Annotated in this window: 18 protein-coding genes; 7 read left to right on the top strand and 11 right to left on the bottom strand. The window is 63.9% G+C overall.

Translation table 11 applies throughout. The annotated features are described in order from the left end of the window. Positions 1–33 precede the first annotated feature (33 nt). From WDS16_RS15675 to WDS16_RS15655, 5 genes are all read right to left on the bottom strand, one after another. On the bottom strand, positions 34–3,831 hold the full coding sequence (locus WDS16_RS15675; protein WP_338886166.1) for an ABC transporter ATP-binding protein: 3,798 nt from the start codon (positions 3,829–3,831) through the stop codon (positions 34–36). Positions 3,832–3,866: 35 nt separating this feature from the next. Next, a complete protein-coding gene (locus WDS16_RS15670) occupies positions 3,867–4,631 on the bottom strand; it encodes a hypothetical protein (RefSeq protein ID WP_338886165.1) in 765 nt (254 codons plus the stop codon). Continuing rightward, on the bottom strand, positions 4,628–5,770 hold the full coding sequence (locus WDS16_RS15665; protein ID WP_338886164.1) for an ABC transporter ATP-binding protein: 1,143 nt from the start codon (positions 5,768–5,770) through the stop codon (positions 4,628–4,630). Before WDS16_RS15665 ends, WDS16_RS15670 begins: the two co-directional genes overlap by 4 nt. A 143-nt stretch (positions 5,771–5,913) precedes the next feature. Beyond that, entirely contained in the window at positions 5,914–6,753 is an 840-nt protein-coding gene (locus WDS16_RS15660) for an LLM class F420-dependent oxidoreductase (protein WP_338886163.1), read from the bottom strand. Between the two features lie 4 nt (positions 6,754–6,757). Beyond that, entirely contained in the window at positions 6,758–7,510 is a 753-nt protein-coding gene (locus WDS16_RS15655; RefSeq protein WP_338886162.1) for a hypothetical protein, read from the bottom strand. Between the two features lie 87 nt (positions 7,511–7,597). Between WDS16_RS15655 and WDS16_RS15650 the strand changes: the two genes are divergently transcribed. Both WDS16_RS15650 and WDS16_RS15645 read left to right on the top strand, forming a co-directional pair. Beyond that, a complete protein-coding gene (locus WDS16_RS15650) occupies positions 7,598–8,428 on the top strand; it encodes an AraC family transcriptional regulator (protein ID WP_338886161.1) in 831 nt (276 codons plus the stop codon). A gap of 19 nt (positions 8,429–8,447) precedes the next feature. Then, entirely contained in the window at positions 8,448–8,840 is a 393-nt protein-coding gene (locus WDS16_RS15645; protein WP_338886160.1) for a VOC family protein, read from the top strand. On the opposite strand, the gene WDS16_RS15640 is transcribed toward WDS16_RS15645, so the two are convergent. Both WDS16_RS15640 and WDS16_RS15635 read right to left on the bottom strand, forming a co-directional pair. Continuing rightward, positions 8,822–9,829 (bottom strand): glutathione S-transferase family protein, encoded by a 1,008-nt coding sequence (locus WDS16_RS15640; protein ID WP_338886159.1) that lies wholly within the window; start codon positions 9,827–9,829, stop codon positions 8,822–8,824. The genes WDS16_RS15645 and WDS16_RS15640 overlap by 19 nt on opposite strands. A gap of 9 nt (positions 9,830–9,838) precedes the next feature. Then, complete coding sequence (locus tag WDS16_RS15635) at positions 9,839–10,555, bottom strand: GNAT family protein (RefSeq protein ID WP_338886158.1); 717 nt, start codon at positions 10,553–10,555, stop codon at positions 9,839–9,841. Positions 10,556–10,703: 148 nt separating this feature from the next. Here WDS16_RS15635 and WDS16_RS15630 point away from each other — a divergent pair, with 148 nt between their 5' ends. Further along, positions 10,704–10,907, top strand: coding sequence for a cold-shock protein (locus tag WDS16_RS15630; RefSeq protein ID WP_068369974.1), 204 nt, complete (start codon positions 10,704–10,706; stop codon positions 10,905–10,907). Positions 10,908–11,088: 181 nt separating this feature from the next. On the opposite strand, the gene WDS16_RS15625 is transcribed toward WDS16_RS15630, so the two are convergent. Next, entirely contained in the window at positions 11,089–12,234 is a 1,146-nt protein-coding gene (locus tag WDS16_RS15625; RefSeq protein ID WP_338886157.1) for an acyl-CoA dehydrogenase family protein, read from the bottom strand. Between the two features lie 85 nt (positions 12,235–12,319). Here WDS16_RS15625 and WDS16_RS15620 point away from each other — a divergent pair, with 85 nt between their 5' ends. Continuing rightward, a complete protein-coding gene (locus WDS16_RS15620) occupies positions 12,320–13,111 on the top strand; it encodes an enoyl-CoA hydratase/isomerase family protein (protein WP_338886156.1) in 792 nt (263 codons plus the stop codon). Between the two features lie 10 nt (positions 13,112–13,121). Next, the gene (locus WDS16_RS15615) at positions 13,122–14,063 is read left to right on the top strand and encodes an adenosine deaminase (protein WP_338886155.1); all 942 of its coding nucleotides are present in this window, start codon (positions 13,122–13,124) and stop codon (positions 14,061–14,063) included. Here the strand turns inward: WDS16_RS15615 and WDS16_RS15610 are convergent. Together WDS16_RS15610 and WDS16_RS15605 are read right to left on the bottom strand one after the other, a co-directional pair. Next, positions 14,050–15,531 carry a molybdopterin-dependent oxidoreductase gene (locus tag WDS16_RS15610; protein ID WP_338886154.1) on the bottom strand — a complete coding sequence of 494 codons (1,482 nt, stop codon included), beginning with the start codon at positions 15,529–15,531 and terminating at the stop codon, positions 14,050–14,052. The two genes, WDS16_RS15615 and WDS16_RS15610, sit on opposite strands and share 14 nt — an antisense overlap. Positions 15,532–15,664: 133 nt before the next feature. Continuing rightward, positions 15,665–16,969: a D-arabinono-1,4-lactone oxidase gene (locus WDS16_RS15605; RefSeq protein ID WP_338886153.1), complete on the bottom strand. Its 1,305-nt coding sequence runs from the start codon at positions 16,967–16,969 to the stop codon at positions 15,665–15,667. A 68-nt stretch (positions 16,970–17,037) separates the two neighbouring features. Between WDS16_RS15605 and WDS16_RS15600 the strand changes: the two genes are divergently transcribed. Continuing rightward, on the top strand, positions 17,038–17,670 hold the full coding sequence (locus tag WDS16_RS15600) for a helix-turn-helix domain-containing protein (RefSeq protein ID WP_338886152.1): 633 nt from the start codon (positions 17,038–17,040) through the stop codon (positions 17,668–17,670). Between the two features lie 72 nt (positions 17,671–17,742). After that, positions 17,743–18,972: an alanine racemase gene (locus WDS16_RS15595; protein WP_338886151.1), complete on the top strand. Its 1,230-nt coding sequence runs from the start codon at positions 17,743–17,745 to the stop codon at positions 18,970–18,972. Positions 18,973–19,003: 31 nt separating this feature from the next. On the opposite strand, the gene WDS16_RS15590 is transcribed toward WDS16_RS15595, so the two are convergent. Beyond that, positions 19,004–22,414: a TM0106 family RecB-like putative nuclease gene (locus tag WDS16_RS15590; protein ID WP_338886150.1), complete on the bottom strand. Its 3,411-nt coding sequence runs from the start codon at positions 22,412–22,414 to the stop codon at positions 19,004–19,006. Positions 22,415–22,462: the final 48 nt, after the last annotated feature.

Here is a 22,462-nt window from a genome sequence, read left to right as displayed (position 1 = left end):
TGCGATCGTCCGGGACGTGACTGTGGTATGTACTCACGAGTAACTATCAGCCTCATTGCTGACTACTCCTTGGACTATCGAATTATTCCCGCCGCGCGTTTCGGCCGCATCCCACAGCCGAGCGTAGTAGCCGCCGCGAGCCCTCAATTCGTGGTGCGTTCCGGTCTCGACGATTCGCCCGTGATCGACGACGACGATCATGTCGGCGTTGGCGGCCGTCGCCAATCGGTGTGCAACGACTACAGCGGTGCGTGTGCGCAGCAGCCTCTCGCTCGCGGCGAGCACCTTGCGTTCAGTGGCGGGATCGAGCGTTGCGGTCGCCTCGTCGAGCAGAAGAAGATCCGGGTCGACCAGCTCGGCCCTCGCCAGCGCGATCAGCTGTCGTTGGCCTGCGGACAGGCCCTGCCCGCGTTCACCCACCGGTTGCCGCATACCGCCCCGAAGTGCAGCGATGGTCTCCAATGCGCCTACCGCGCGCGCTGCAGCTTCGATCTCGGAGCGAGACGCTTCGGGCTTTCCGAAGGCGATGTTGGAGGCGATATCGCCGGTGAACAAGTGGGCTTCTTGCGGTACTACTCCGAGTCGTCGGCGATAGTCCGACAGTCGAAAATCGCGAAGATCGGTGCCGTCGACGCGTACGGATCCGGACGTCGGATCGTAGAAGCGCGCGAGCAACTTCACGACGGTGGACTTGCCCGCGCCGGTCTGCCCGACGAGTGCGACGGTAGTGCCGCGAAGGATTGTGAGATTGACCTCACTGAGGGCGTCGGTGTCGGATCCGGCATACCGAAACCCGACGTGCTCGAAGCGAACATCGCCCTGGAGATGACCGTCGGGGATCGTCACGGTGTCTGAGTTCGAGGCGACCTCGATCGAACTCGGTGTGCGGAGCAGGTCGCCGATTCGGCTGACTCCCACCCTCGCTTGCTGGTACCCGTCGAACACCTGCGACAGCTGCTGGATCGGGCCGAACAACAGCCCGAGATACAACACGAAGGCGACGAGAGTCCCCGCCGAGGTCGATCCGCCCGCGACCTGATGGGCGCCGACGAAGACGACGAGGGCCAGTGCGATGTCCGACAGGAACGTGATGAAGGGGAAGTACACCGAGATTGCGCGTTGTGACCGCATTCGGCTGACTCGGTAGCGGTCTGCGCGTTCGGCGAACCGATCTGCGGCGAATTGCTCGCGCCGGTATGCCTGCGCAGACCGAAGTCCGGCGATGTTCTCCTGAAAGTCAGCATTGACTGCCGATATTCGTTCCCGCGACTCCGAGTACGCCGCGGACGAGATTCTCCTGAATACGAACGTTGCGACGATCAGCGGTGGCACGACGGCGAGTGCGACGAGACCGAGCGAGAAGTCGGTCCACAGCAGCGCCGCGGAGATGCCGAGAACGGTGATCAGACTGATCACTGCGGTCGACGCCCCGGTCTGAATGAACGAGGACAACGCGTCGACGTCGGTGGTCATCCGCGTCATGATCCGGCCGGACAATTCACGTTCGTAGTAGTCCAGTCCGAGTCGCTGTATATGCGCGTAGCTCCTCACACGAAGACCGAACAGCACCCGTTCGCCCGCGCGGGCGGTGATAGTGGTCGTCGCCGCAATGACGAACCACCCTGCTACCGCAAGAACGACGCCTATGGTCGTGGCCGTCCACAGCGCCCCGGAGTCACCGCGAGAGACGCCGTTGTCGACGGCATAGCGGACGATCGACGGAAACGCGATCGACGCGAGGGAATCGAGGGAAAGCAGGACGACGACCGCGAGAAGCAGCGGTGCGACCGGCGAAAGCAAGCGGACAAGTCGGAACTGGGGGTCGGCGGCGCGCAGTGTCGCCCCCGCGAACGTGGGATCCTCGTCGGCCGGTGGAAGCGCTTGAACGGCCGCCTGCATCTGCGGTGTCGACGCCACGTTGCCGAGCGCCCCTGAGACAGGTCCGCTGCTCCCGGCTGCCTGTCGCACAGACCGATCGTCCTTCGGCTGCTGCGCGGCCTCTGGCCCTAGTGCGGTGTCTGGCCATAGTGCGGTGTGGGGAGGTTCGGGGACGTCCAGGGGTGCGGATGTCACGGGCTCGTCCACGTCTTCGGTTGCGAGCAATCTCCTGAACAGAGGGCATCGACGGTCGAGTTCGTCGACGGTTCCGATGTCCAGGATCTTGCCGTTGTCGAGTACGGCCACGCGGTCTGCGAGAGTCAAGGTCGAACGGCGATGTGCGAGGACGATGGTCGTGCGTTCACGCAGGCGACGAAGTGCGTCGAAGATCTTGGCTTCAGTTTCGGCGTCGACGGCCGAGGTCGCGTCGTCGAGAACCAGAACTCGGGGGTCGGTCAGCAGAGCGCGGGCAAGGGCGATGCGCTGCCGCTGACCGCCCGAGAGTGTGAGTCCTCGCTCGCCGACGATCGAGTCGTATCCCTCGGGTAGGGCCTGGATGAATTCGGCGGCCTCGGCGAGCGTGGCGGCGGCGGCGATTTCCTCGGAGGTCGCGTCGGGACGTCCGAGTGCGATGTTGGCGGCAATGGTGTCGGAGAACAGAAACGGTTCGTCGAACACGAGGCCGACGGCCTCGCGGAGCTGCTCGGCGCTCACTCGGTCGACGTCGAATCGCTGCCCGTCCGAGGTGAGTGCGACCGACCCTTCGCGGGCGCTGTAGAACCGCGGTAGGAGCAGGGACAGGGCGGTCTTGCCGGAGCCGGCGTGGCCGACTATCGCGACACTTTCCCCAGGCGCGACGGTCAGGTCGAACGAGCGCAATACGTCGCGATCCGGTTCGAAACCGAAGGTGACCCCGGAAAGATCGAGGCCGAGTGGCCCGTCGGGAAGATGAAGAGGGTGCGACGGTTCCGGCACGGACGGATCGGTGTCGATGACGTCGTACACGCGCTCGATCGCGGCGCGCGAGAGCTGCGCCATGATGACGATGGACGACAACGTGCGGGTGAGCGCGGACAGCGTCGCGACATAGGTGGCGAACGCAAGGAATGTCCCGACGGTGATGTGCCCGTGCATCGCGAGATAACCGCCCAGTGCGATGACCCCCACAAGACCGAGCTGAGGGATGACAGCCATCGACGGCGCAAACCTGGAGTTGATTCGCGCTGCCCTCATGCGCTCCGCGAACAACGTGCGGCCGAGCGACTCGAGCCGGTCGACGGCGCGTGACTCCTGCCCGAAGCCTTTGACGACGCGAACTCCGGTGACGGTTTCCTCGACGTGCTGCGCCAGATCCGCCGCGCGTTGCTGGGCGGACCACGTGGCGGCGTACAGCTTCGGCCGGATTCGGTACACAACGAGGGACACGCCGGGAACGATCAGCAGCGCGACGACGGTGAGCAACGGTGACAAATAGGCCATGACGCCGAGCGCCAGGACGAACTGCAGCAGCGCGCCCGCAGACAGCGGAACCATTGCCAACAGACCCTGCACCAACTGCAGGTCGGTGATGGATCGGGAGACGACCTGACCGGTCCTTATCTCGTCCTGACGCCGACCGTCGAGACGCTGTAGAGAACCCAGAAGCCCGAGCCTCAGGTCGTGTTGGACATCGATGGACAGCCTGCCCGCGAGTAGTCGACGGCCGAACTGGCATCCGAATCGAACGATTGCGAGGGCGCCGATGGCCACGGCGACGGTGAGGATCGTGCCGCTTTTACCCCCTGACGCATCGTCGATGGCAACGCGCGTCAAGAGCGGGAAAGAGATGTCGATGACGGCGGCGATCATCGTGACCGCGAGCGCCCCTGATGCCGTCCTGCGATGCACCCAACACTGAGCGAAGAGCCGACGGATCCACCCCGCCGCGTGTTGGTCGCTACCGTTGGTCACCATCGTTTTCCACGGTAGTCCGCGTTACCGACACGAAATCAGTTGATGTCGCGTTCTCGCGTTCTGAGCCAACCTGCGGCAAGTGCGGCCGCGGCCCACATCATCAGACCGATCGGCGCCCACGGCCACGTTGCGAACGATCCAGCGTCGTCGAGGTTTCCTGCCGCAGTGACCGACATGGTCAACGACGCGGGGGTGAGGAGCCAGGCCCCCTGGAAACCCAGGCCGGACAATATGCCGAGCGTGATCAGCTCGCCGACCGGGAACCACGCGACGATGACGATCGACGGCCAAGTCGGAGATCCGAAGAGCAACCCGAGGCCGGAGCCGATGAGCGACCACAAGACCACCGCGAACAGACCCGCTGCGACGTAGGCCATGGTGTCGCCGGTGAGAGAAAATGTGCCGGCCGTGAACAGAAGTAGACACACGATGCTGCAGATCGAGACGACCAACCCGTAGCCGAGGGCGAACAACGCGGTCACGAGGACTTTCGCCCCGATGACCCGATCGCGGCCGGAAGTGGTCAAGAACGACGTGGTGATCGTGTCGTGTCGGAATTCGGTTCCGGTGTTCACGGCGGAGAACACCGCGGCGAACAGCATGGCGAAACCGAGAGCCACGAACAAACCCACGACGACGATTCCGTCGACGTCCCCGTTGGTGATTTCGTCTGCACCGGTGGCAACGGCCGAGGAGATGGCACTCGCACAGATGCCGACGAAGATGGGAGGCAGCGCCAGCGCCCACCAGAACTTCAACGTGGTTACTTTGCGAATTTCCGACGTCAGAACCGTGGTCATCGTCGATCTCCGTCCCACGTCGATTGTCCCGGCTGCGGTCCGTAACTCGGTGGTGGTCCGTACCCAGGTGGCGGACCGTAACCCGGAGGTGGCCCGTACCCAGGCGGTGGTCCGTACCCAGGTGGTGGCCCGTAATTGGGGACCGGCGCGTACCCGGGTGGGGGTCCGTAACTCGCCTGACCGTATGCGGGAGGAGCGCCGTAGGGCTGCATACCGGGTGGTGGTGCCGCGAACTGGCCGGCCGTCATCGACAGGAAGACCTGTTCGAGGTCGACGTGTTCGTGGCTGGTTCCGAACACGGTCACGTCGGCCTCTTTCGCGACGCGTGCAATGGTGTCGGCGTCGCTGCCGGCGACCCCGAGTCGACCGTCGGGCAGAAGTTGGCTGTTGGTGACACCGCTCGATGCCAGCGCCAACGCCAACGCAGCCGGATCCGACACGGTGACGAGAATCCGACTTGGACGCGACGCGCGGAGCTGCTCGATGGATCCCTGGTAGACGAGTGATCCGGCACTCACGATCACGAGGTTGTCGACGGTTGCTTCGATCTCACGGAGCAGATGGCTCGAAATCAACACGGTCCGACCGCCGGCAGCGAACGACTTCAGGAAGTCGCGCAGCCACGCGATTCCCTCCGGGTCAAGGCCGTTGGCGGGCTCGTCGAGCACCAGAATTTCGGGATCACCGAGCAGCGCGGTCGCCAGGGCAAGGCGCTGTCGCATACCCAACGAGAAGGCGCCGACAGGGCGTCGGGCGGCATCGGCGAGCCCGACCAAGCCGAGTACGTCCTCGGCGCGCGAGTCCGGAACACCGATCGCCGAGGCGAAGATGCCGAGATGCCCGATCGCGGTTCGTTTGGGGTGAAGACTCCGCGAGTCGAGGACCGCGCCGACCGTGCGAGCAGGGTGGGTCAACGCCGAGAACGGGGCGCCTGCGATCAGCCCTACGCCGGCAGTGGGCTTGGCCAACCCCAGAATCAACCGCAGCGTGGTGGTCTTGCCCGAACCGTTCGGCCCGAGGAAGCCGGTGATGGAACCGCGGGGAACGGCGAACGTCAGGTCCGAGACCGCGCGCACCGTTTCGAAACTCTTGGTGAGACCGTGCGTTTCGAGTGCGTGACCGCCGAAGCCGTACGTCATATGAGCGATTCCCCCCGGCCGTGAATGTCAACCTCGTACCGGGCCGGAATTCCGGCCCGGTACGAGATTACGGCTTCACCGAAGTTGTCGCGTCAGTGAGTCAGTGAGTCAGGGCGGGGAGTTGTGCGCGGGGAGTTGTTGGGCTAGCGCAGCGCCGCTGCGACCTCACGATACGTCTGTGACGGGTCGCCGCCGTCGGGCAACGAGTGCAGCGTCACGTGCGATGCGCCCGCGTGAAGGTGCTGGCGAAGCCGGTCGGCGATGGAATCCGCGTCGCCGTGGGCGACGAGGGCGTCGATCAGCCGGTCGCTGCCACCGTCTGCAATCTCTTCTTCGGAGTAGCCGAGGCGCTTCAAATTGTTCGTGTAGTTCCGCAAGTGTAGGTACGGATTGTTCACCGGCGGGCGGCCGATCTCTCGGGCCTTCACCGGATCCGATTCGAGGACGACCTTGTGCTCGGGCGCCAGAATCTTGTCAGGGCCGAGGATTGCATGGGCTTCGGCGGTGTGCTCGGGCGTCGTCAGATACGGGTGCGCACCAGCGCTTCGACTGGCGGACAGCTTCAGCACCTTCGGTCCCAGGGCAGCGAGAACGCGCCGTTCGACGGGGACACCGCCCTCGTCCAACGCGTCGAGGTAGCCCACCAGGGCGTCGTACGGCTTCTGATACTCCTGCGTCGCCTCGGGGTGTCCTGCGCCGATCCCGAGGAGGAATCTGCCTGGATGTTTGCTGTCGATGCGGTGGAACGACTCGGCAACCGCGGGTGCCGCTGCCGACCAGATGTTGACGATGCCGGTAGCGACGATTACCGACTCGGTCGCGTCGAGTACCTCTTCTACCGACGTGAGATCTGCCGGGGGTGAGCCTCCGAGCCAAATGGTGCCGTAGCCGGAGGTTTCGATCAGTCGAGCCAACTCGGGTGGGATACCCGAGAAGTGTCGCCAGATGCCGAACGTGCCGAGGTCAGGTGTGTCGGTGGTCATGGGTTCACTCAACGTCTCGACGTCGCTCGAGAATTCCATCGGGATCGGGTTCGATGATTCGGCTTTCGGGCCACGACCTCGGAGCCGGTCCGAACGCTTCCCGCGAATTGCGGACGACGCCTTTTCCGATGACACGGTTGCCCGCCCCGCCGATGACGGCGCCGATTCCCGCGGGCAGGAGCTTGCCGAACAGCAGTGCGCTGCGTTTCGCGAGGTATTTCTGGACGAACTTCTTGACCAGCGACTTGTTCATGTTCGTCATTGCGCCGCCGGGTATTCGCGACATGACCAACGGTCCCCAGTTCTTCGCTGAGCTGCCCACTGTTTTCTGCACGATCTGCATGCCCGATTCACCCAGCGCCACCGCGAGGACGAGTGCACGGCGTTGCTGGTGGTCGTGCACGGGGATGCCGTGCACGGACGCCACCGACAGCGTGAGAAGGGCCGAGGACTCGATGAAGAACGCGGTTTCGGCGCCGACCGCAGCGAGGGAGGCGACAGTACCGAGTCCGGGAATGGCAGCAGCACCGCCGACGGCACTTCCACTTCCCGTCACAGCGAGAATGAACCGGTTCTCCAACCGTTCGATCAACTGAGCGGGTGTGTCGTTCGGGTGTGCCCGACGCATGTACGCGACGTACTTCTCGACCGCAGGCCCCTGCAGACGGCTGGCGTTGTCGAGGATGGCGACGAGTGATTTCTCCAGCCGCCCGCCCTCCTTGATGACCTCGACCTCGTCCATCTTGTTCTTCGCCATCGGCGGTCCCCGTTCGTGTGTCGTACCGGCTTGTGCGGTCCTTAGAACCCATTGCTACCCGTTTGCCTACGGTTCTACGCTGCGATCATGGCTGACAAGGTCCAGGTGGGTCACTCCGACGGTGCCCAGCGGGCGCCCACCGCTCGCCTGCGTCCGTATGTGGCGTCGTACGACGGCTACCGGCTGTCGGGCTTCGAACCAGGAATCCACGTCGGCATGCCGAGTCCGAACCTGACCGTGATCCTGACTATCGATTCACAGCTGGACATCGCGGATTCGCCTCGCCAAGGATCGTGTGCGTTCGAATCGCTCGCGAGCGGGATCTCGGTAGAACCGGTGACCATCGCGCACGACGGCAACCAGCACGGCATTCAGTTGTCATTCACACCTGCCGGCGCGCGGGCGCTGTTCGGCATACCGACATCGGCGCTGGGTGACTGGATGGTCGACTTGCGTGAAGTGCTGCCCGACACACAGGAGTTGACGGATCGGATCGCGGCCGAGGATTCGTGGAGTGGCCGGTTCGACATCGTCGACGAGATTCTGTGCAGGTCCCGCGGCGACCATGAGCTCGATCCGACTCTCGCCGAGGTATGGAGGCTGTTGGTGCACACGGAAGGGATGGTCCGTGTCGGTGATGTGGCGTCGCAGATCGGGTGGAGCCGCCGACATCTGGTCAACCGCTTCACCGCAGAGTTCGGCGTCGGTCCGAAGGACTCGGCGCGGATCGCCCGATTCGACAGGTCACACCAGGTGCTCAGACGCCCCAACATCCCACCGCTCGCCGACGTCGCTGCGCTCTGCGGGTACTACGACCAGGCGCACATGGCTCGGGACTGGCGTGATCTCGCCGGGTTGTCGCCGTCACGCTGGCGTCGAAACGAGCAGTTCCCATTCATCCAAGACCGCGGCTCGTGATGCGGGCAGCATTGCGGGCATGAGCGATACGAGAACGAACGTCTGGCCGTGCTTGTGCTACTCGGACGCGCACGCTGCGATCCGCTTCATCGTCGATGTGCTCGGCTTCGAGGAAGTAGTTGTGCACGGCGAAGGCAAAGAGGTCGACCACGCCGAATTGCGCTGGCCGGAGGGCGGCGGGGTGATGCTCGGCAGCGTCCGGCCCGACAGCGCGATCGCCGGCCTGCCCGCCGGAGTGGGCAGCGTCTACGTCGTCACCGCCGACCCCGACTCTGTTCACGATCGCGTCGTGGCCGCCGGTGCCAAGCTCACCCGGGGGCTACGCGAGGAGGACTACGGCAGTCGCGGTTTCACCTGCCGAGACGCCGAGGGAGTCCACTGGAGCTTCGGAACCTACGCGGGCACCCAGTGACCGGCGGGAACGCGCTCGTAGGCCTTCGGTGGAGGCGGGGGAGTGCCGTCGCCGAACGGTCGGCCGCCCAGTAGCTCACGACCGTGCGGTTCCAGCCACCCGTGCAGGTCCGGGCCTCGGGGGACGATTCCGGTCGGGTTGATATCGGTGTGGACCTCGTAGTAGTGCCGCTTGATGTGATCGAAGTCGACAGTGTCGCCGAAGCCCGGTGTCTGAAACAGGTCGCGGGCGTAGTTCCACAGGACCGGAATCTCGGTCAGTTTGGTGCGGTTGCACTTGAAGTGGCCATGGTAGACGGCGTCGAACCGCACAAGTGTCGTGAAGAGTCTCACGTCGGCTTCGGTAATTGTGTCGCCGACGAGGTAGCGCTGGTTCGCGAGTCGTTCTACAAGCCAGTCCATGGCAGTGAACAGACGGTCGTAGGCCTCGTCGTACGCCGTCTGCGATCCGGCGAATCCACATCGGTAGACACCGTTGTTCACCTCGCGGAACACTCTTTCGGCGACCTCGTCGATCTCGCCGCGCAGAGCTTCGGGGTACAGGGCGGGAGCGCCCTCGCGGTGGTATTGGGTCCACTCCGTCGACATGTCCAGCGTCATTTGCGGGTAGTTGTTGGTGACAACCCGGCCTGTCTCGATCTCGACGAACGCGGGCACGGTGATTCCGCGCGGATAGTCGGGAAAGCGGGCGAAGTAGGCGTCCTGCAGTCGAGGGATCTTCAGCACCGCATCGACTCCGCCCGGTTCCTCCTCGAAGTTCCAGCTGCGGGGGTCGTGGGTCGGTCCCGGAATGCCAAGTGAAATAGCACCTTCCAGGCCGAGTAGTCGCCGCACGATGATCGAGCGATGCGCCCACGGGCACGCTCGCGCCGCGATCAGCCGGTAGCGGCCGGGTTCGACGGGATAGCCGTCGCGACCGTCCGCGGTGATGCGCGTTTCGATGTAGTTGGTGTCGCGCGTGAATTCCTCACCGTTCTCTACATACGTCATATCTTCAACCTACGTACCGGAGAGCTCGACCGACACGAACACGCCCCATTGCTCGTAGCCGAGTCGTGCGGCGAGGCGTCGGGAAGTCCCGTTCTCGGCGTTGGTGCGCCATTGCGGAATCATGCCCTCGTCGAAGGCATCGTTGGTGGCCAGGCGCGCGACGACCTGACCGTTGCCTTGCCGTCGGGCATCGGGCGCAGTCAATACGCCGACATCGGCGAGCACACCCTCCCATTCCAGATAGGCAGCGGTCGCGAGAGGCTGAGCGGTGTCGGCTGGTTCGTCGTCGCTGAGCACCGTGAACCACGATCGCTTGCGGGTCAGGTCGGCCGCGATGACATCGTCGGGAGCACACGTGGCTTCGAGTGCGAGCACGTGGGACAGTTCGTGCGAGATCAGCGGGTCGTGGCGGTCGATGCTCGTCCCGATGTCGCCGGCGAAGTACAGAACTACCGGGCCGTGGCTGCGTCCAGTTCCGAGCGTGCCCAGTACACCGCGCTCGGACAGTTCGTCGTCCGTGTACGCCGATGCCCACGAGTTCGTCGACGCGGACACAAGGTTTTCGGGTCCGATGAGGGCGCTCGCGTCGCCGAGACGCACAAATGTGACGGACGTCGCATTGTTGTCGATTTCGATGTGGCGGTGGGAGGGGCGCAGTGCCGAATCCTCCAGGCCGAGGCGCCTGGACCACGCGAGGCGGATGATGTCGTGATGATGTGAATCCACCTCGAACAGGCTATCTTGCCGCCCGAAAAACCGAGCTATCGATTTTTTTCGCCCCCGACGTATCGCAATGGGCGTTTGGATGGCATGATCGGGAAATGAGATTGGAGCTTCGACGTGAAGGTCCAGCTCGCTACAGAAGGTTTACGGTATGACGCAGGGCAGTGTTAAGTGGTTCAACGGCGAAAAGGGCTTCGGCTTCATCGAGCAGGACGGTGGCGGACCTGACGTGTTCGTTCACTACTCGGAGATCCAGGGAACTGGCTTCAAGTCGCTCGACGAGGGTCAGCGCGTGGAGTTCGAGGTCGGCCAGGGCCAGAAGGGCCCCCAGGCCACAGGCGTTCGCGCTATCTGATCCCCTAAAGGATCGCCACCCGAAATTGCTGACGGCTTGACGCTGTCTTCAGTTGAGGTTTCTCGAAGGCCGGATACATAGGAAGCAATTCCTGAGTATCCGGCCTTCGTGCTGTTCAGGGCCTCCGGCCCAGTGGCATGGTTATGTGCACCAGAGTGCGCATAACCATGCCACTAGGGGTTTACAGGCCCAGGTCCCGGCCGATGAGTTCCTTCATGATCTCGTTGGAACCGGCCCAGATCTTCGTGACCCGAGCGTCCTTCCATGCACGGGCTGCTCGGTACTCGTTCATGAATCCGTAGCCGCCGTGTAGCTGGACGCAGTGGTCGAGGATCTCGTTCTGGACCTGCGAGGTCCACCATTTCGCCTTGGCTGCATCGATCGCGGTGAGCTCACCCCTGCAGTGGGCGTCGATGCAGTTGTCCACGAACGCCTGTGCCACATCGAGTTTGGTGACAAGCTCGGCGAGCAGGAATTTGTTCCACTGCAGTGAGCCGATCTGCTGACCGAATGCTTTTCGGTCCTTGGCGTACTGAATCGTTTCTTCGAGGATCGGGCGCGTCTGGCCGAGGTTGGCGACTGCGCAGCTGATGCGTTCCTGGGGCAGGAGCTGCATCATGTGGATGAAGCCGCCATCGAATTCACCGATCATATTGGCCGACGGCACGCGTACGTTCTCGAAGAACAGCTCTGCAGTGTCGGACTCGGGCTGACCCACCTTGTCGAGCTTGCGGCCGCGCGAGAAGCCCTCGGTGCCGTTCTCGACGGCGAAGAGCGTGATTCCCTTCGCCTTCTTCTCCGGCGTCGTCCGAGTCGCGACGATGACCAGGTCGGCGCTGTTGCCGTTAGTGATGAACGTCTTGGAACCGTTGATGATGAAGTCGTCGCCGTCTTTGACCGCGGTGGTCTTCAGCGCGGCCAGGTCGGATCCGCCCGACGGTTCGGTCATGGCGATCGCGGTCAACAACTCGCCGCTGCAGAATCCCGGCAGCCACCGCTTCTTCTGTTCTTCGGTGGTGAGCCCCACGAGGTACGGCGCGACGATGTCGACGTGGATACCGAAACACGACGCCACTGCAGCGCTGGAACGGGAGAGCTCCTCGCCGAGGACTGCATTGAAGCGATAGTCTTCGGCACCGCTGCCGCCGTACTCTTCCGGAACCTCCAGGCCGAGGAACCCGTTGCGGCCGGCTTCGAGCCAGATGTCGCGGTCGATGAACCGCTGCTCGATGAGCTGCTCCTCGCGAGGTGTGATCATGCGAGCGACGAACTCGCGGGCGGATTCTCGGAATGCGTCGTGATCCGCGTCGAACAGTGTGCGCTTCATATGTGTTCCTCCAGGTAACGGTAACTCCACCGGACATTACTCGCCGGTAACTGCGGCGCACGCAGCGTATGGCACTCTGGCACTCATGGCTGACCAACCCACTTCACTCGTCAGGTACACCACGGATGCCGGCGCCGAGGTTGCCGTCCTGACCTTCGACCACGGACCGCTCAACCTCTTCGATCAAGAGATGTTCGACGCGGTGATGGCGAATGTCGCAGATCTGACGGCAACTCCACCCCGCGCTGTGCTGCTACGCGCAGAAGGAAAGGTGAACTCAGCGGGTGTCGATGTCCACGTATTCGACGGACTCACCGTGCAGCAGGGCGCCGATCTGTGGCGCACACTCATCGCCGGCATTACGCACCCACTCGAAGCCCTGCCCTGCCCGGTGGTCTACGCCGCACACGGTCTGACGCTGACGGCCGCATTCGAGATATCCCTCGCTTGCGACATCATCCTCGCGAGCCCGAAAGCGAAGTTCGGTCTCGTCGAAACAGTCGTCGGGTTGACACCGTCGATGGGCGGTCCGCAACGTCTCGCGGAGCGTGCCGGATCGGGTCGTGCACGCGAGCTCGTCATGACGGGAGACCTCTACGACGCCCAGACGATGAAGGAGTGGGGCGTCGTCAACGCCATCGAAGACAATCTCGACGAGGTGGCCCGTTCCCTGACCGAGCGGTTGGCCGCCGGTCCGACGGTGGCTCACGCTGCCACCAAAAAGATTGTGGCAGCGTGGCGTTCGGGTGGTATTGCGCACGCGGACGAGATCACCTCCGAGGTGTCCGGGGAGTTGTTCGCGACGGATGACCTCCGCGGTGCGGTGAAGAGTTTTCTGGCCGACGGCCCGGGCAAGGCCACGTACACCGGTCGGTAGAGTCGTTGGGATGACTACGCTTCCCCTCGCTGAACTGCACATGCACATCGAGGGTTCGCTCGAGCCCCCGCAGATTTTCGAGTTCGCCGAGCGGAACGGGATCACGTTGCCGTATGCGGACATCGATGAGCTGCGGGGGTTGTACGAGTTCACGGATCTGCAGTCGTTTCTGAACTTGTACTACGCCAACACTTCGGTGCTGCGAACTGCCGAGGATTTCGCCGACTTGGCGCGCGCATATTTCCGTCGGGCGGCGGCGGGCGGTGTGACGCATGCGGAGATATTCTTCGATCCGCAGGCACACACATCGAGAGGTGTGGCGTTGGAGGCCGTCGTCGAGGGGTTGGCCGATGCGGCGTCGTCGAGTGAGCGGGAGTTCGGGGTCACGAGCGGGTTGATCGCGTCGATCCTGCGGGACCAGCCGGTGTTGCATGCCAACAAGTTGTTGGACGATCTACTGGCGTTGGACGCGCCGATCATCGGGCTCGGACTGGATTCCGCCGAGGCAGGGTTTCCGCCGTCGCTGTTCGTGGATGTGTTCGCGAAGGCACGTGCCGAGGGATTGCACGTCGTCGCACATGCGGGAGAAGAAGGTCCAGCCGAGTACATCTGGGAAGCTCTCGATCTCCTCGGCGTCGAGCGGATCGACCACGGAGTCCGCTGCCTCGAAGACGATGCGTTGGTGAATCGTCTTGTCGAGGAGGAAATCCCGCTGACGGTGTGCCCGTTGTCGAACGTGCGCCTCAAGGTGTACGACGATCTTGCCGATCACCCGATCAGGCAGATGATCGAACGTGGATTGATCGTCACTGTGAACTCCGACGATCCCGCCTACTTCGGCGGCTACGTCGACGACAACTTCGCTGCTCTCGTGGACAAGCTCGGGTTGACCGAGCGTGAACGAGAGATCTTGCACGACAACTCGATCAAGGCGTCTTTCACCTCACGGTGACAAAGACTTTCGGATAGCCGGTGGCGCCGTCGGGAACAGTATCTGCCGTCGTCGATGTCTGGATATCGCCGGTTCGGTCGGTGGCGCGGGCACGGATGGTGTGATCGCCTGGCGTCGCTTCCCATCGATATGTCCATTGGCGCCAGGTGTCCACCGAGTATTCCTCGGACAGTTCGGCGGGAATCCAATCGCCCTCGTCGATCTGTACATCGACGCCGGAGATCCCGGTGTGTTGCTTCCATGCGACGCCGGCGATGACGATCGTGCCTGCGTTCACAGCACTGCCGGACCTCGGCGTGTCGATGCGTGAGGCTGTCTTGATCGGGCCCAGTTCGCTCCAGCCGCGGTCGGTCCAGTAGGCGGTGACCTTGTCGAACCGGGTGACTTCGAGGTCGGTGACCCATTTGGTCGCCGAGACGTAGCCGTAGAGACCCGGCACCACCAGCCGCGCCGGGTAACCATGTTCGACGGGAAGCGGTTGCCCGTTCATCCCGACGGCGAGCAAGGCGTCGCGCCCGTCGAGCAGGACCTCCAACGGCGTCCCCGCGGTGAACGCATCGTGGCTGGAGGACAGCACCATGTCGGCGTCGTCCGAGATGCCTGCCTCCTCGAGGAGATCCTTCAGTGGATAGCCGATCCAGGTCGCGTTGCCGACGAGATCGCCACCGACGATGTTGGACACGCACGTGAGCGTCACGGTCCGTTCGACGGCGTCCCGCGACGCGAGGTCTTCGAACGTGATCTCGAGTTCCTTCTCGACCATGCCGTGGATGCGCAGCGACCAGGTGTCCGACGCGACCTGCGGTATCACCAGAGCAGTGTCGATGCGGTAGAAGTTCTCGTTCGGCGTGATGTACGACGACAGTCCATCGATCCGCAGGTCCGCGCCCGAGGGGATCGGAGGTTGCGGCGTCGGAGTGGGGAGCATGAACCCGAGCCGGTTGGCGGTGACGTCGCGAGCCTGTGAGATCAACCGACCCGCCGTTCCTGCTGCAACAGCGACTACACCCGCAGCCATGGCGAGCCCGAGGAAACTGCGGCGGGTCATGCCCTCGCTTGGTTCTTCGGTGGTTCGGATCAAGGCATGCAGCACGACGATTCCCGCAGCGACACCCAGAATCGTCGGAAGTGCGGAGAGCGGCGTCGCCGTCGATCGGGTGACCGCGGCGAGAACTCCGAGAACGCCGAGCACACCGAAGAGCACCGCGCCGAGCGGGCGCCGCAGCAACCCTGCTCCAGCGGAGATCAATGCGATGACTAGGGCCATGCCGACGAACAGAGCGATCTTGTCGGAGGTGCCGAAGGTATCGATTGCCCACTCGCGGACCGACTCCGGTGTGTTGTCGACGACGGCGGATCCGACGGCGAAGAACGGGGACGAGTTCCGGCCGAACGGAACGGCGACCAGCTCTCCGACACCGAGGATCACTCCGGCAGCGATGATCCCGGCAAGGGCGCGCTTGAACATGACTCCAAGATAGGCGCGTCCCGCGCAGTGGCACGATTGAGTGCACGGGGATGCACTTAACCATGCCACTGGGGCCGGAGGCCCCGCGATGCCACTGGGGCCGGAGGCCCCGCGATGCCACTGGGCCGGAGGCCTATTCCAGGCACACTCGCAGATAGTCGTTCTCGAATCGGCGTTCCGGATCGAGCTTGTCTCGCACAGCGCAGAAGTCCGAGAAGTGCTCGTACATGTCGGCGAAGTCCTCGGCAGTCGACGAGTGCAACTTCCCCCAATGCGGCCTGCCGCCGACGCTACGGGCGATGGCTTCCACAGCGTCGAAGTACTCTCGGTGATCGCGTCGGTGGTACTGATGCACGGCGAGGTATGCGCTGGCTCGTCCGTGCGCCGTCGAGAGCCAGATGTCGTCTGCCGCGGCGAAGCGCACCTCTACCGGGAACGCCACCGTGAAGCCGGAGGATGAAAGCCACCGTTCGAGCTCGCGGAGAACATAGGTGATGGACTCCGCCGGTACCGCATACTCCATCTCCCGGAACCGGACCGTGCGCGAGGATGCGAACACGCGGTAACTGCGGTCGGTGAATTCGCGTGCGGACAGTGCTCGAGCGGAGAACCCGTTGACGCGTGGAATTGCGCCAGGAAATCGCGTGACTGCCCGGTTCACCAGTTCGAAGACAGTGTTGGACAGCAACTCGTCGTCGACGTACGCCCGCACCCGTCCCAGTGGGACAAGTGGGCTGTCCGCAGGAAGTCTGGTGTTGGACTTGGTCAACACACGATCGGTGTGCGGAAACCAGTAGAACTCGAAGTGATCGACCGAAGCCACCGTTTCGGTCAGCGTCGACAGCGTCGAGGTCAACGTGTCCGGCGCTTCGAGCGCGTGCAGCGCGAACGCTGGCGCACACCGCAGGCTTACCCGGGTGATTATCCCGAGCGCGCCGAGTCCGACGCGGGCGGCGTCGAACATGTCCGGCTCGACGTCGCGAGAGCACGTCACGACGCGGCCGTCTGCAGTCAGGATCTCCAGGGCACTCACCTGTGTCGCAATGCCGCCGAACCGCGCACCCGTCCCGTGGGTGCCAGTGGAAATAGCGCCCGCGATGGACTGTTCGTCTATGTCGCCCAGGTTGGCCATCGCGAGTCCCAGATCCCACAGCCGGGCAGTGAGCTCCCGCAGGCGAGTGCCCGCCAACACGGTGACAACTGCGGATCCGTCGGCAGCTGGTTCCACCGACTCGATGCCGCGAAGGTCGTCCAGACTGACCTGGATCCCGTCCGTCGCTGCGATCGACGTGAACGAGTGCCCGGCACCGACGCACTTGACCGTGCCCTCTGCCCGCAGCACGATCGCCTTCAGTTCATCGACCGATTGCGGAACGACCCGTTCGATCGGATTCGAGGTCTGATTTCCCGCCCAGTTGTGCCACGTAAGCCCCGTCATCGCTCAACTATGAATGTGTGGGTCCGACACGGTCAATTATCGACCGGCGACAACTACTATTCATTCCCATGCAGACTCGGCTGCAGGTCGATGCACGACGAGCCCGACTGGTCGCTGCCGCTCTCGATCGCGCCGAACAGGTGGGCATCGAGAAGCTGACGGTCCGCGGCGTCGCCGCCGAGGCAGGGATGACGCAAAGCGCGGTCTACTACCTCTTCGAGTCCAAGGAATTGCTCGTCATCGCAATGGGCGAGGGACTGATAGTCGATATCACGGCTGCTCTGCACTCGGCGTTCGACCACACCCACGACCTCCTCGGAATCCGGGGACTACGTGAACTGGTGCACAGCGGCCTCAACGCTATCTGGCCACTCGTCGAACAGACCGCGGACCGGCAGCTCTTGTCGTACGAGATCAAGACATATCTGCTGCGGCACCGCGCGCTGGGGTCGGACGACGCTGCAGCGATCGCCAGTGGGCAGTACCGAATTCGGGACTCGGAGTCTCGTGCATTCCTAGAGCGCTGCGCCGAGGAAACCCGCACGCGGTGGCTCGAACCGATCGATTCGGTAGCGCGGTTCGGGATGGCAACGGTCGACGGATTGATTCTCAGGTGGCTCGTCGATCGCGACGACATCGCTGTCATCGCGGCAATGGACGATCTGTCCGGGTTGATCGCAGGTAAAGCCGTCGAGATCTGACGGAACCAGCGACAGGTGATTGACTTGGAGCCAGATCTGCACGCGCAACGAAACCAAGGAAGTACTGCTGACGTGACGTCACTTCTCGGTCGAACCTCGCACGACGAGACCGCCCTGAGCCGTATCTCGGCCGCGACCGTACACCTCGAACCTCCGTTCGCGGCCGTCGACGCCGATGCCCTTGCTACCAATGCGGCCGATCTGGTTCGTCGCAGTAGTGGGCTGCCAGTGCGCGTGGCCAGCAAATCTGTGCGCTCACGCAGCGTGCTCGAGCGTGTTCTCGGACAGGGCGTCGGCGCAGCTTCCGGCTTCCGGGGAATCATGGCCTACTCGCCACACGAGGCGATCTGGCTCGCCGAGCTCGGTGCCGAGGACATTCTGATGGGCTATCCGACGGTAGACGCCGGCGCGCTCGCTGCAATTACGCGCGACCGGGTGCTGTCCGGCCGCATCACATTGATGGTGGACGACGTAGCCCATCTCGACCGGATTCGCGCCGCCGCCGGTTCCGACCTGGTCAAGCCGCGCATCTGCATCGACGTCGACGCCTCCCTCCGGCTCGGGCCTCTGCATCTCGGGGTCCGGCGTTCACCGCTCCGGGAGCCGGAGCACGTTGCCGAATTCGCCCGCACCGCCAAAGAGCGTGGCTTTCGCGTGGTCGGGGTCATGTTCTACGAGGCGCAGATCGCCGGACTGCCGGACTCCAACATCGCCGTCGAGCTCATGAAAAAGGTGTCGGCTTCGGAACTGAAAGACAGACGACGTGCTGTCGTCGACGCAGTCACCACCGTCGTCGGGCCACTCGAGATCGTCAACAGCGGCGGCACGGGCTCACTCGAAATCAGCTCGGCCGACCCGAACGTCACCGAGGTCACTGCTGGCTCAGGACTGTTCTCTCCCACGCTGTTCGACAGGTACACCGCGTTCACCGCACACCCAGCCCTCTACTTCGCACTTCCCGTTGTGCGCAAACCTACCGAGAAGATCGCCACCGTGTTCGGCGGCGGCTACATCGCGTCGGGGCCGACGTCGAGGTCCCGAACGCCGTCTCCTGTTGCGTTCTCGAACACGCTCCGCGGCGTCGTCCGAGGCGGATTGAAACTGCTCCGCAACGAGGGCGCGGGCGAAGTTCAGACGCCGGTCACGTCGACGGACAACGTCGAAATCGGAGACCGGGTCTGGTTCCGTCACGCCAAGGCAGGCGAGATCTGCGAGCGACTGGACACCCTGCACATCGTCGAGAGCGACGGCAGCATCTCGGCCGTTCCCACCTACCGCGGTGAGGGAAAAACCTTCGGCTGATCCACCGCAGGTTCCATTCCCGCCCCTTGGGTCATTCCGCAGGCTCCACTCCCGCCCCAGCCAGGGCCATGAACGCGCCCAGCATTTCCAACCCGTCGGGAGTGGCGGGAAGGTAGTGCGTCAGCGTCCGTGATTGCACCAGAACAGCAGCCCACTGCCCACGGGAGAGTGCGACGTTCAAACGGTTTCGCGACAGCAGGAAGCTCGCACCGCGCGGCGAATCCCCGAGGTTCGACGCCGTCATCGACAACAGCGCGATCGGAGCCTGTCGGCCCTGGAACTTGTCGACGGTGCCGACGAGAACCTCGCCCAGACCAGCGTCGTCGAGGTGTCGACGAATCCGCGCGACCTGAGCGTTGTACGGCGCGACGACGATGAAGTCGTGCGGTTCGAGGCCTCGGCTGCCCTCGTGCGTGTCCGGATCGGTCCACGGTGACCCGAGTAGCTTCTCGATCTGTCGACGAATCTCCTCGGCTTCTTCGGGTGACTCGGTGGTGTTGTCATGATGCTCGACGCTCACCGTATGCAGGCCGGGCCGAATGCCCTCGAGAACTCGCCCGCCCGTCGCGGCCTCATTGGAGAACAACTGTCCCTCGTAGGAGAGCGCCGACACCGGCGCGCACAGAGCGGGGTGCATGCGCCAGGTCCGGCTGAGGAAGTACCCACGGTCAGCGGGCAGCGCACCGTGCCCCTCGGCGAGCCACCCGAGAGCTGATTGGTCCACCGGTTCCGGGTGCGTGCCCTGGCTTACCTGGGGGAGCTGTTGTGGGTCGCCGAGCAGCAACAGGTTGCGCGCCGCACCCGCGACCGCGATGGTGTTGGCCAGTGAGAACTGTCCGGCCTCGTCGACGACGAGCAGGTCGATCGAACCCGGCACAACGCGAGTCTCGTGCGAGAAATCCCACGCGGTGCCGCCGACGACGCACCCGGCGTTCGCATCGGCGACGAAGTCGGGGTAGTCGGTGTCCCGCAGCTCGGTGTGCTCGGTCGGTTTCTTCTTGCCGATGAGCTCTGCCGGCACACCGGCCTTGGCTATTCCGTCGAGTAGATTTTCGACGACGGAATGCGATTGCGCGACAACGCCTATTCGCCAGTGATGGTCTTTCACCAGGTGGGTGATCACTGCGGCGGCGGTGAAGGTCTTGCCGGTTCCGGGTGGTCCCTGCACGGCGAGGTACGAGTTGTCGAGGTCGAGAAGTGCGGTACCGATCGCGTCGATGTAGTCGTTTCCAGACACTGTGGGAAGTGGATCGCCGGAGAGGGTTCGTGGAGTCGACAACGACATCAGATCGGCGACGGCGTTACGCGGCAGGTTCGGAAGGCAGTGCTGCACTTCGGTGGCTGCTCGTACGATCGCCTGCTCCATGCTGACGGTGCGAATCGGTGCATCGGGAGCAATGGCCATCGGAAGTTGCTCGTACGGTTCGGCGCCCGCGGCGAGCTTTTCTTCGACGACGGCGTAGGTGTCGCCAAGTTCGAGCACCTCGCCCCGGCTACATGCACGGTAGGTCGGATGCGGCTGCTCGAGGCCCTCGGGCGGCGGCAGATCGTAGAGCAACCGCACCGATGAACCCGTTCCCCCGACGCCGGTGACGCGCAACCGTCGTCTGAGCAGTTTCTGCCGCGGCGACGTTTTCGCCCATTCCGATTCGATCGTTCCCGACTCGATCTTGAACACATCCGTTGCCTCTGCCCATTCGTCCACCGGGCTCTGCAATCTATCGAAGTGCGCCCACCAGAACGGCTTTCGCTCGCGGCGGTGGTAGCCGATCGACCCCGAGTACAGCGCGACTGCCTGGGCGTCCGGGGTTCGCTCGGATACCGGGCCGATTCCGACGTAGTCGCGTAGTGACTCTTCGAGCGCAGTGGTTTCTTCGTTCAGCTCCGGCGCCAGTTCCGCTGGCGGTCGCGGTGCGATGCCCGCGTCGGCTGCCCGTGCCAACAGCCAGTCACGTAGCTCGACCGTCGACTCGCAGTCGTAGCGGTTGTATTCGGCGATCTCCGCCAGCAGGGCCGATGCTTCCCTTGTGCGCCCCTGATCGCGCAGATCGCACCAGCGTGCGTACTCGGCGATCGACGCTGCGGCATTGGTGACGTCGCCGTCGCGGCTGTCCGGCATGTAGAGGGGTTCGAGCTTCTTGATGCTGTAGGAGCGCTCGCCGATTCGAAGCGACGCGCGAACGACGGGATACAGATCCACGAGGACGTTGTCGCGGAGAAGGTCGTCAACGACGTCTTCACCGACGCCGTACCGCCCGGCGAGTCTGAGCAACGCAGTCTTCTCGTAGGCCGCGTAGTGATAGACGTGCATGCCGGGAAACTCCCGCCGTCGCGCCACCACGTAGTCGAGGAACATCTCCAGCGCGTGTCTCTCCTGTGCGCGATCGTGAGCCCAGAACGGGCGAAAAGTCCGGTCCGTTTCGAGGACACCGAAGAGGTATTCGAGTCCCCACTCGGACGATCCGGCTTCGGCCCACAGGGGGTCGCCCTCGAAGTCGAAAAAGATGTCTCCTGGATTGGGCTCCGGAATCGACCCGAGTGCGTCGGCGTCGAAAATCTCGAACTCGGTTCGTCCGCTGTTCCGCTGGGCGATCTGCAATGTTGCCTGAGATCGCAGCGCGGCGAGTGTGCGAGCGGAGATGTCGTCGACCGGGCCGACAGAGGTGGCGAGCTCGACGGTCGTGGTGATCCCTGCGGTATGTAGATGTGCCCGCGTCCCGCCGGTGAGGCCGGCGACGAGAAGGAGATCGTCGCGCGCGAGGACCTGCTGATCGCACGCATCGCATCGTCCGCACGCGCTGTACCGCGAATCGGCCCAATCGACGGGTTCGTCCTCGGCGACGTGCTCGTCGATGATGTCTTCCAGATGTGCCCGTTGCCGTCGATACACCGGTAACAGGTTCACCGCGGAATGGTCGGTGGTACTGCCGTCGCCGAGCATCAGGTGCAGGCGATCGGCGACCTCGATGCCGTTGTTCTCCAGTGCGTCCGCGTAGGCCGCGAGTTGAAGCAGAGCGGGGACGCGGGCGTGCCGCGACAGCTTGGTGTCGTACACCGAGTAGCCGACGCCCTCCTTGACCAGAAAGTCGCAGAACCCGAGGAAGCGGCCGTCGAAGAACGTTGCCTGGTAGAGGACGTCGTATCCCCACAGCGCGGTCTCGATGGTTGCGGCGTTGGCGTCGGCGAGCGCGAGTTCGGTGCGTTCGGGTCTCGGCATGATCGACACGCCCTGGCCGAATCGAGTCTGGAACGCCTCGAGCTGTCGCCGCTCGTGTGCGAGACCGAGGTCGGAGGTTCGCTCGAGCATCGGGTCCGGCTCGTCTCGGACCGCCTCGATTCTTCCGAGTTTGGCGTCGAGAGTGCGCAACATCGCGTACTCGCAGGCAGCCGCGGCCGAGAGGTCGCTGGCGCTGTATACGACACGGCCGCCCAAGAGGAACACGCGCACAACTGTAGGTGAATGCAACGACAGGACTCCCCGACATGCAAA

The organism is Rhodococcus sovatensis, assembly GCF_037327425.1.
Lineage (GTDB): Bacteria > Actinomycetota > Actinomycetes > Mycobacteriales > Mycobacteriaceae > Rhodococcoides > Rhodococcoides sovatense.
Note: the sequence above shows the minus strand (reverse complement) of the source record. Positions and strands in the feature narration are given on the sequence as shown.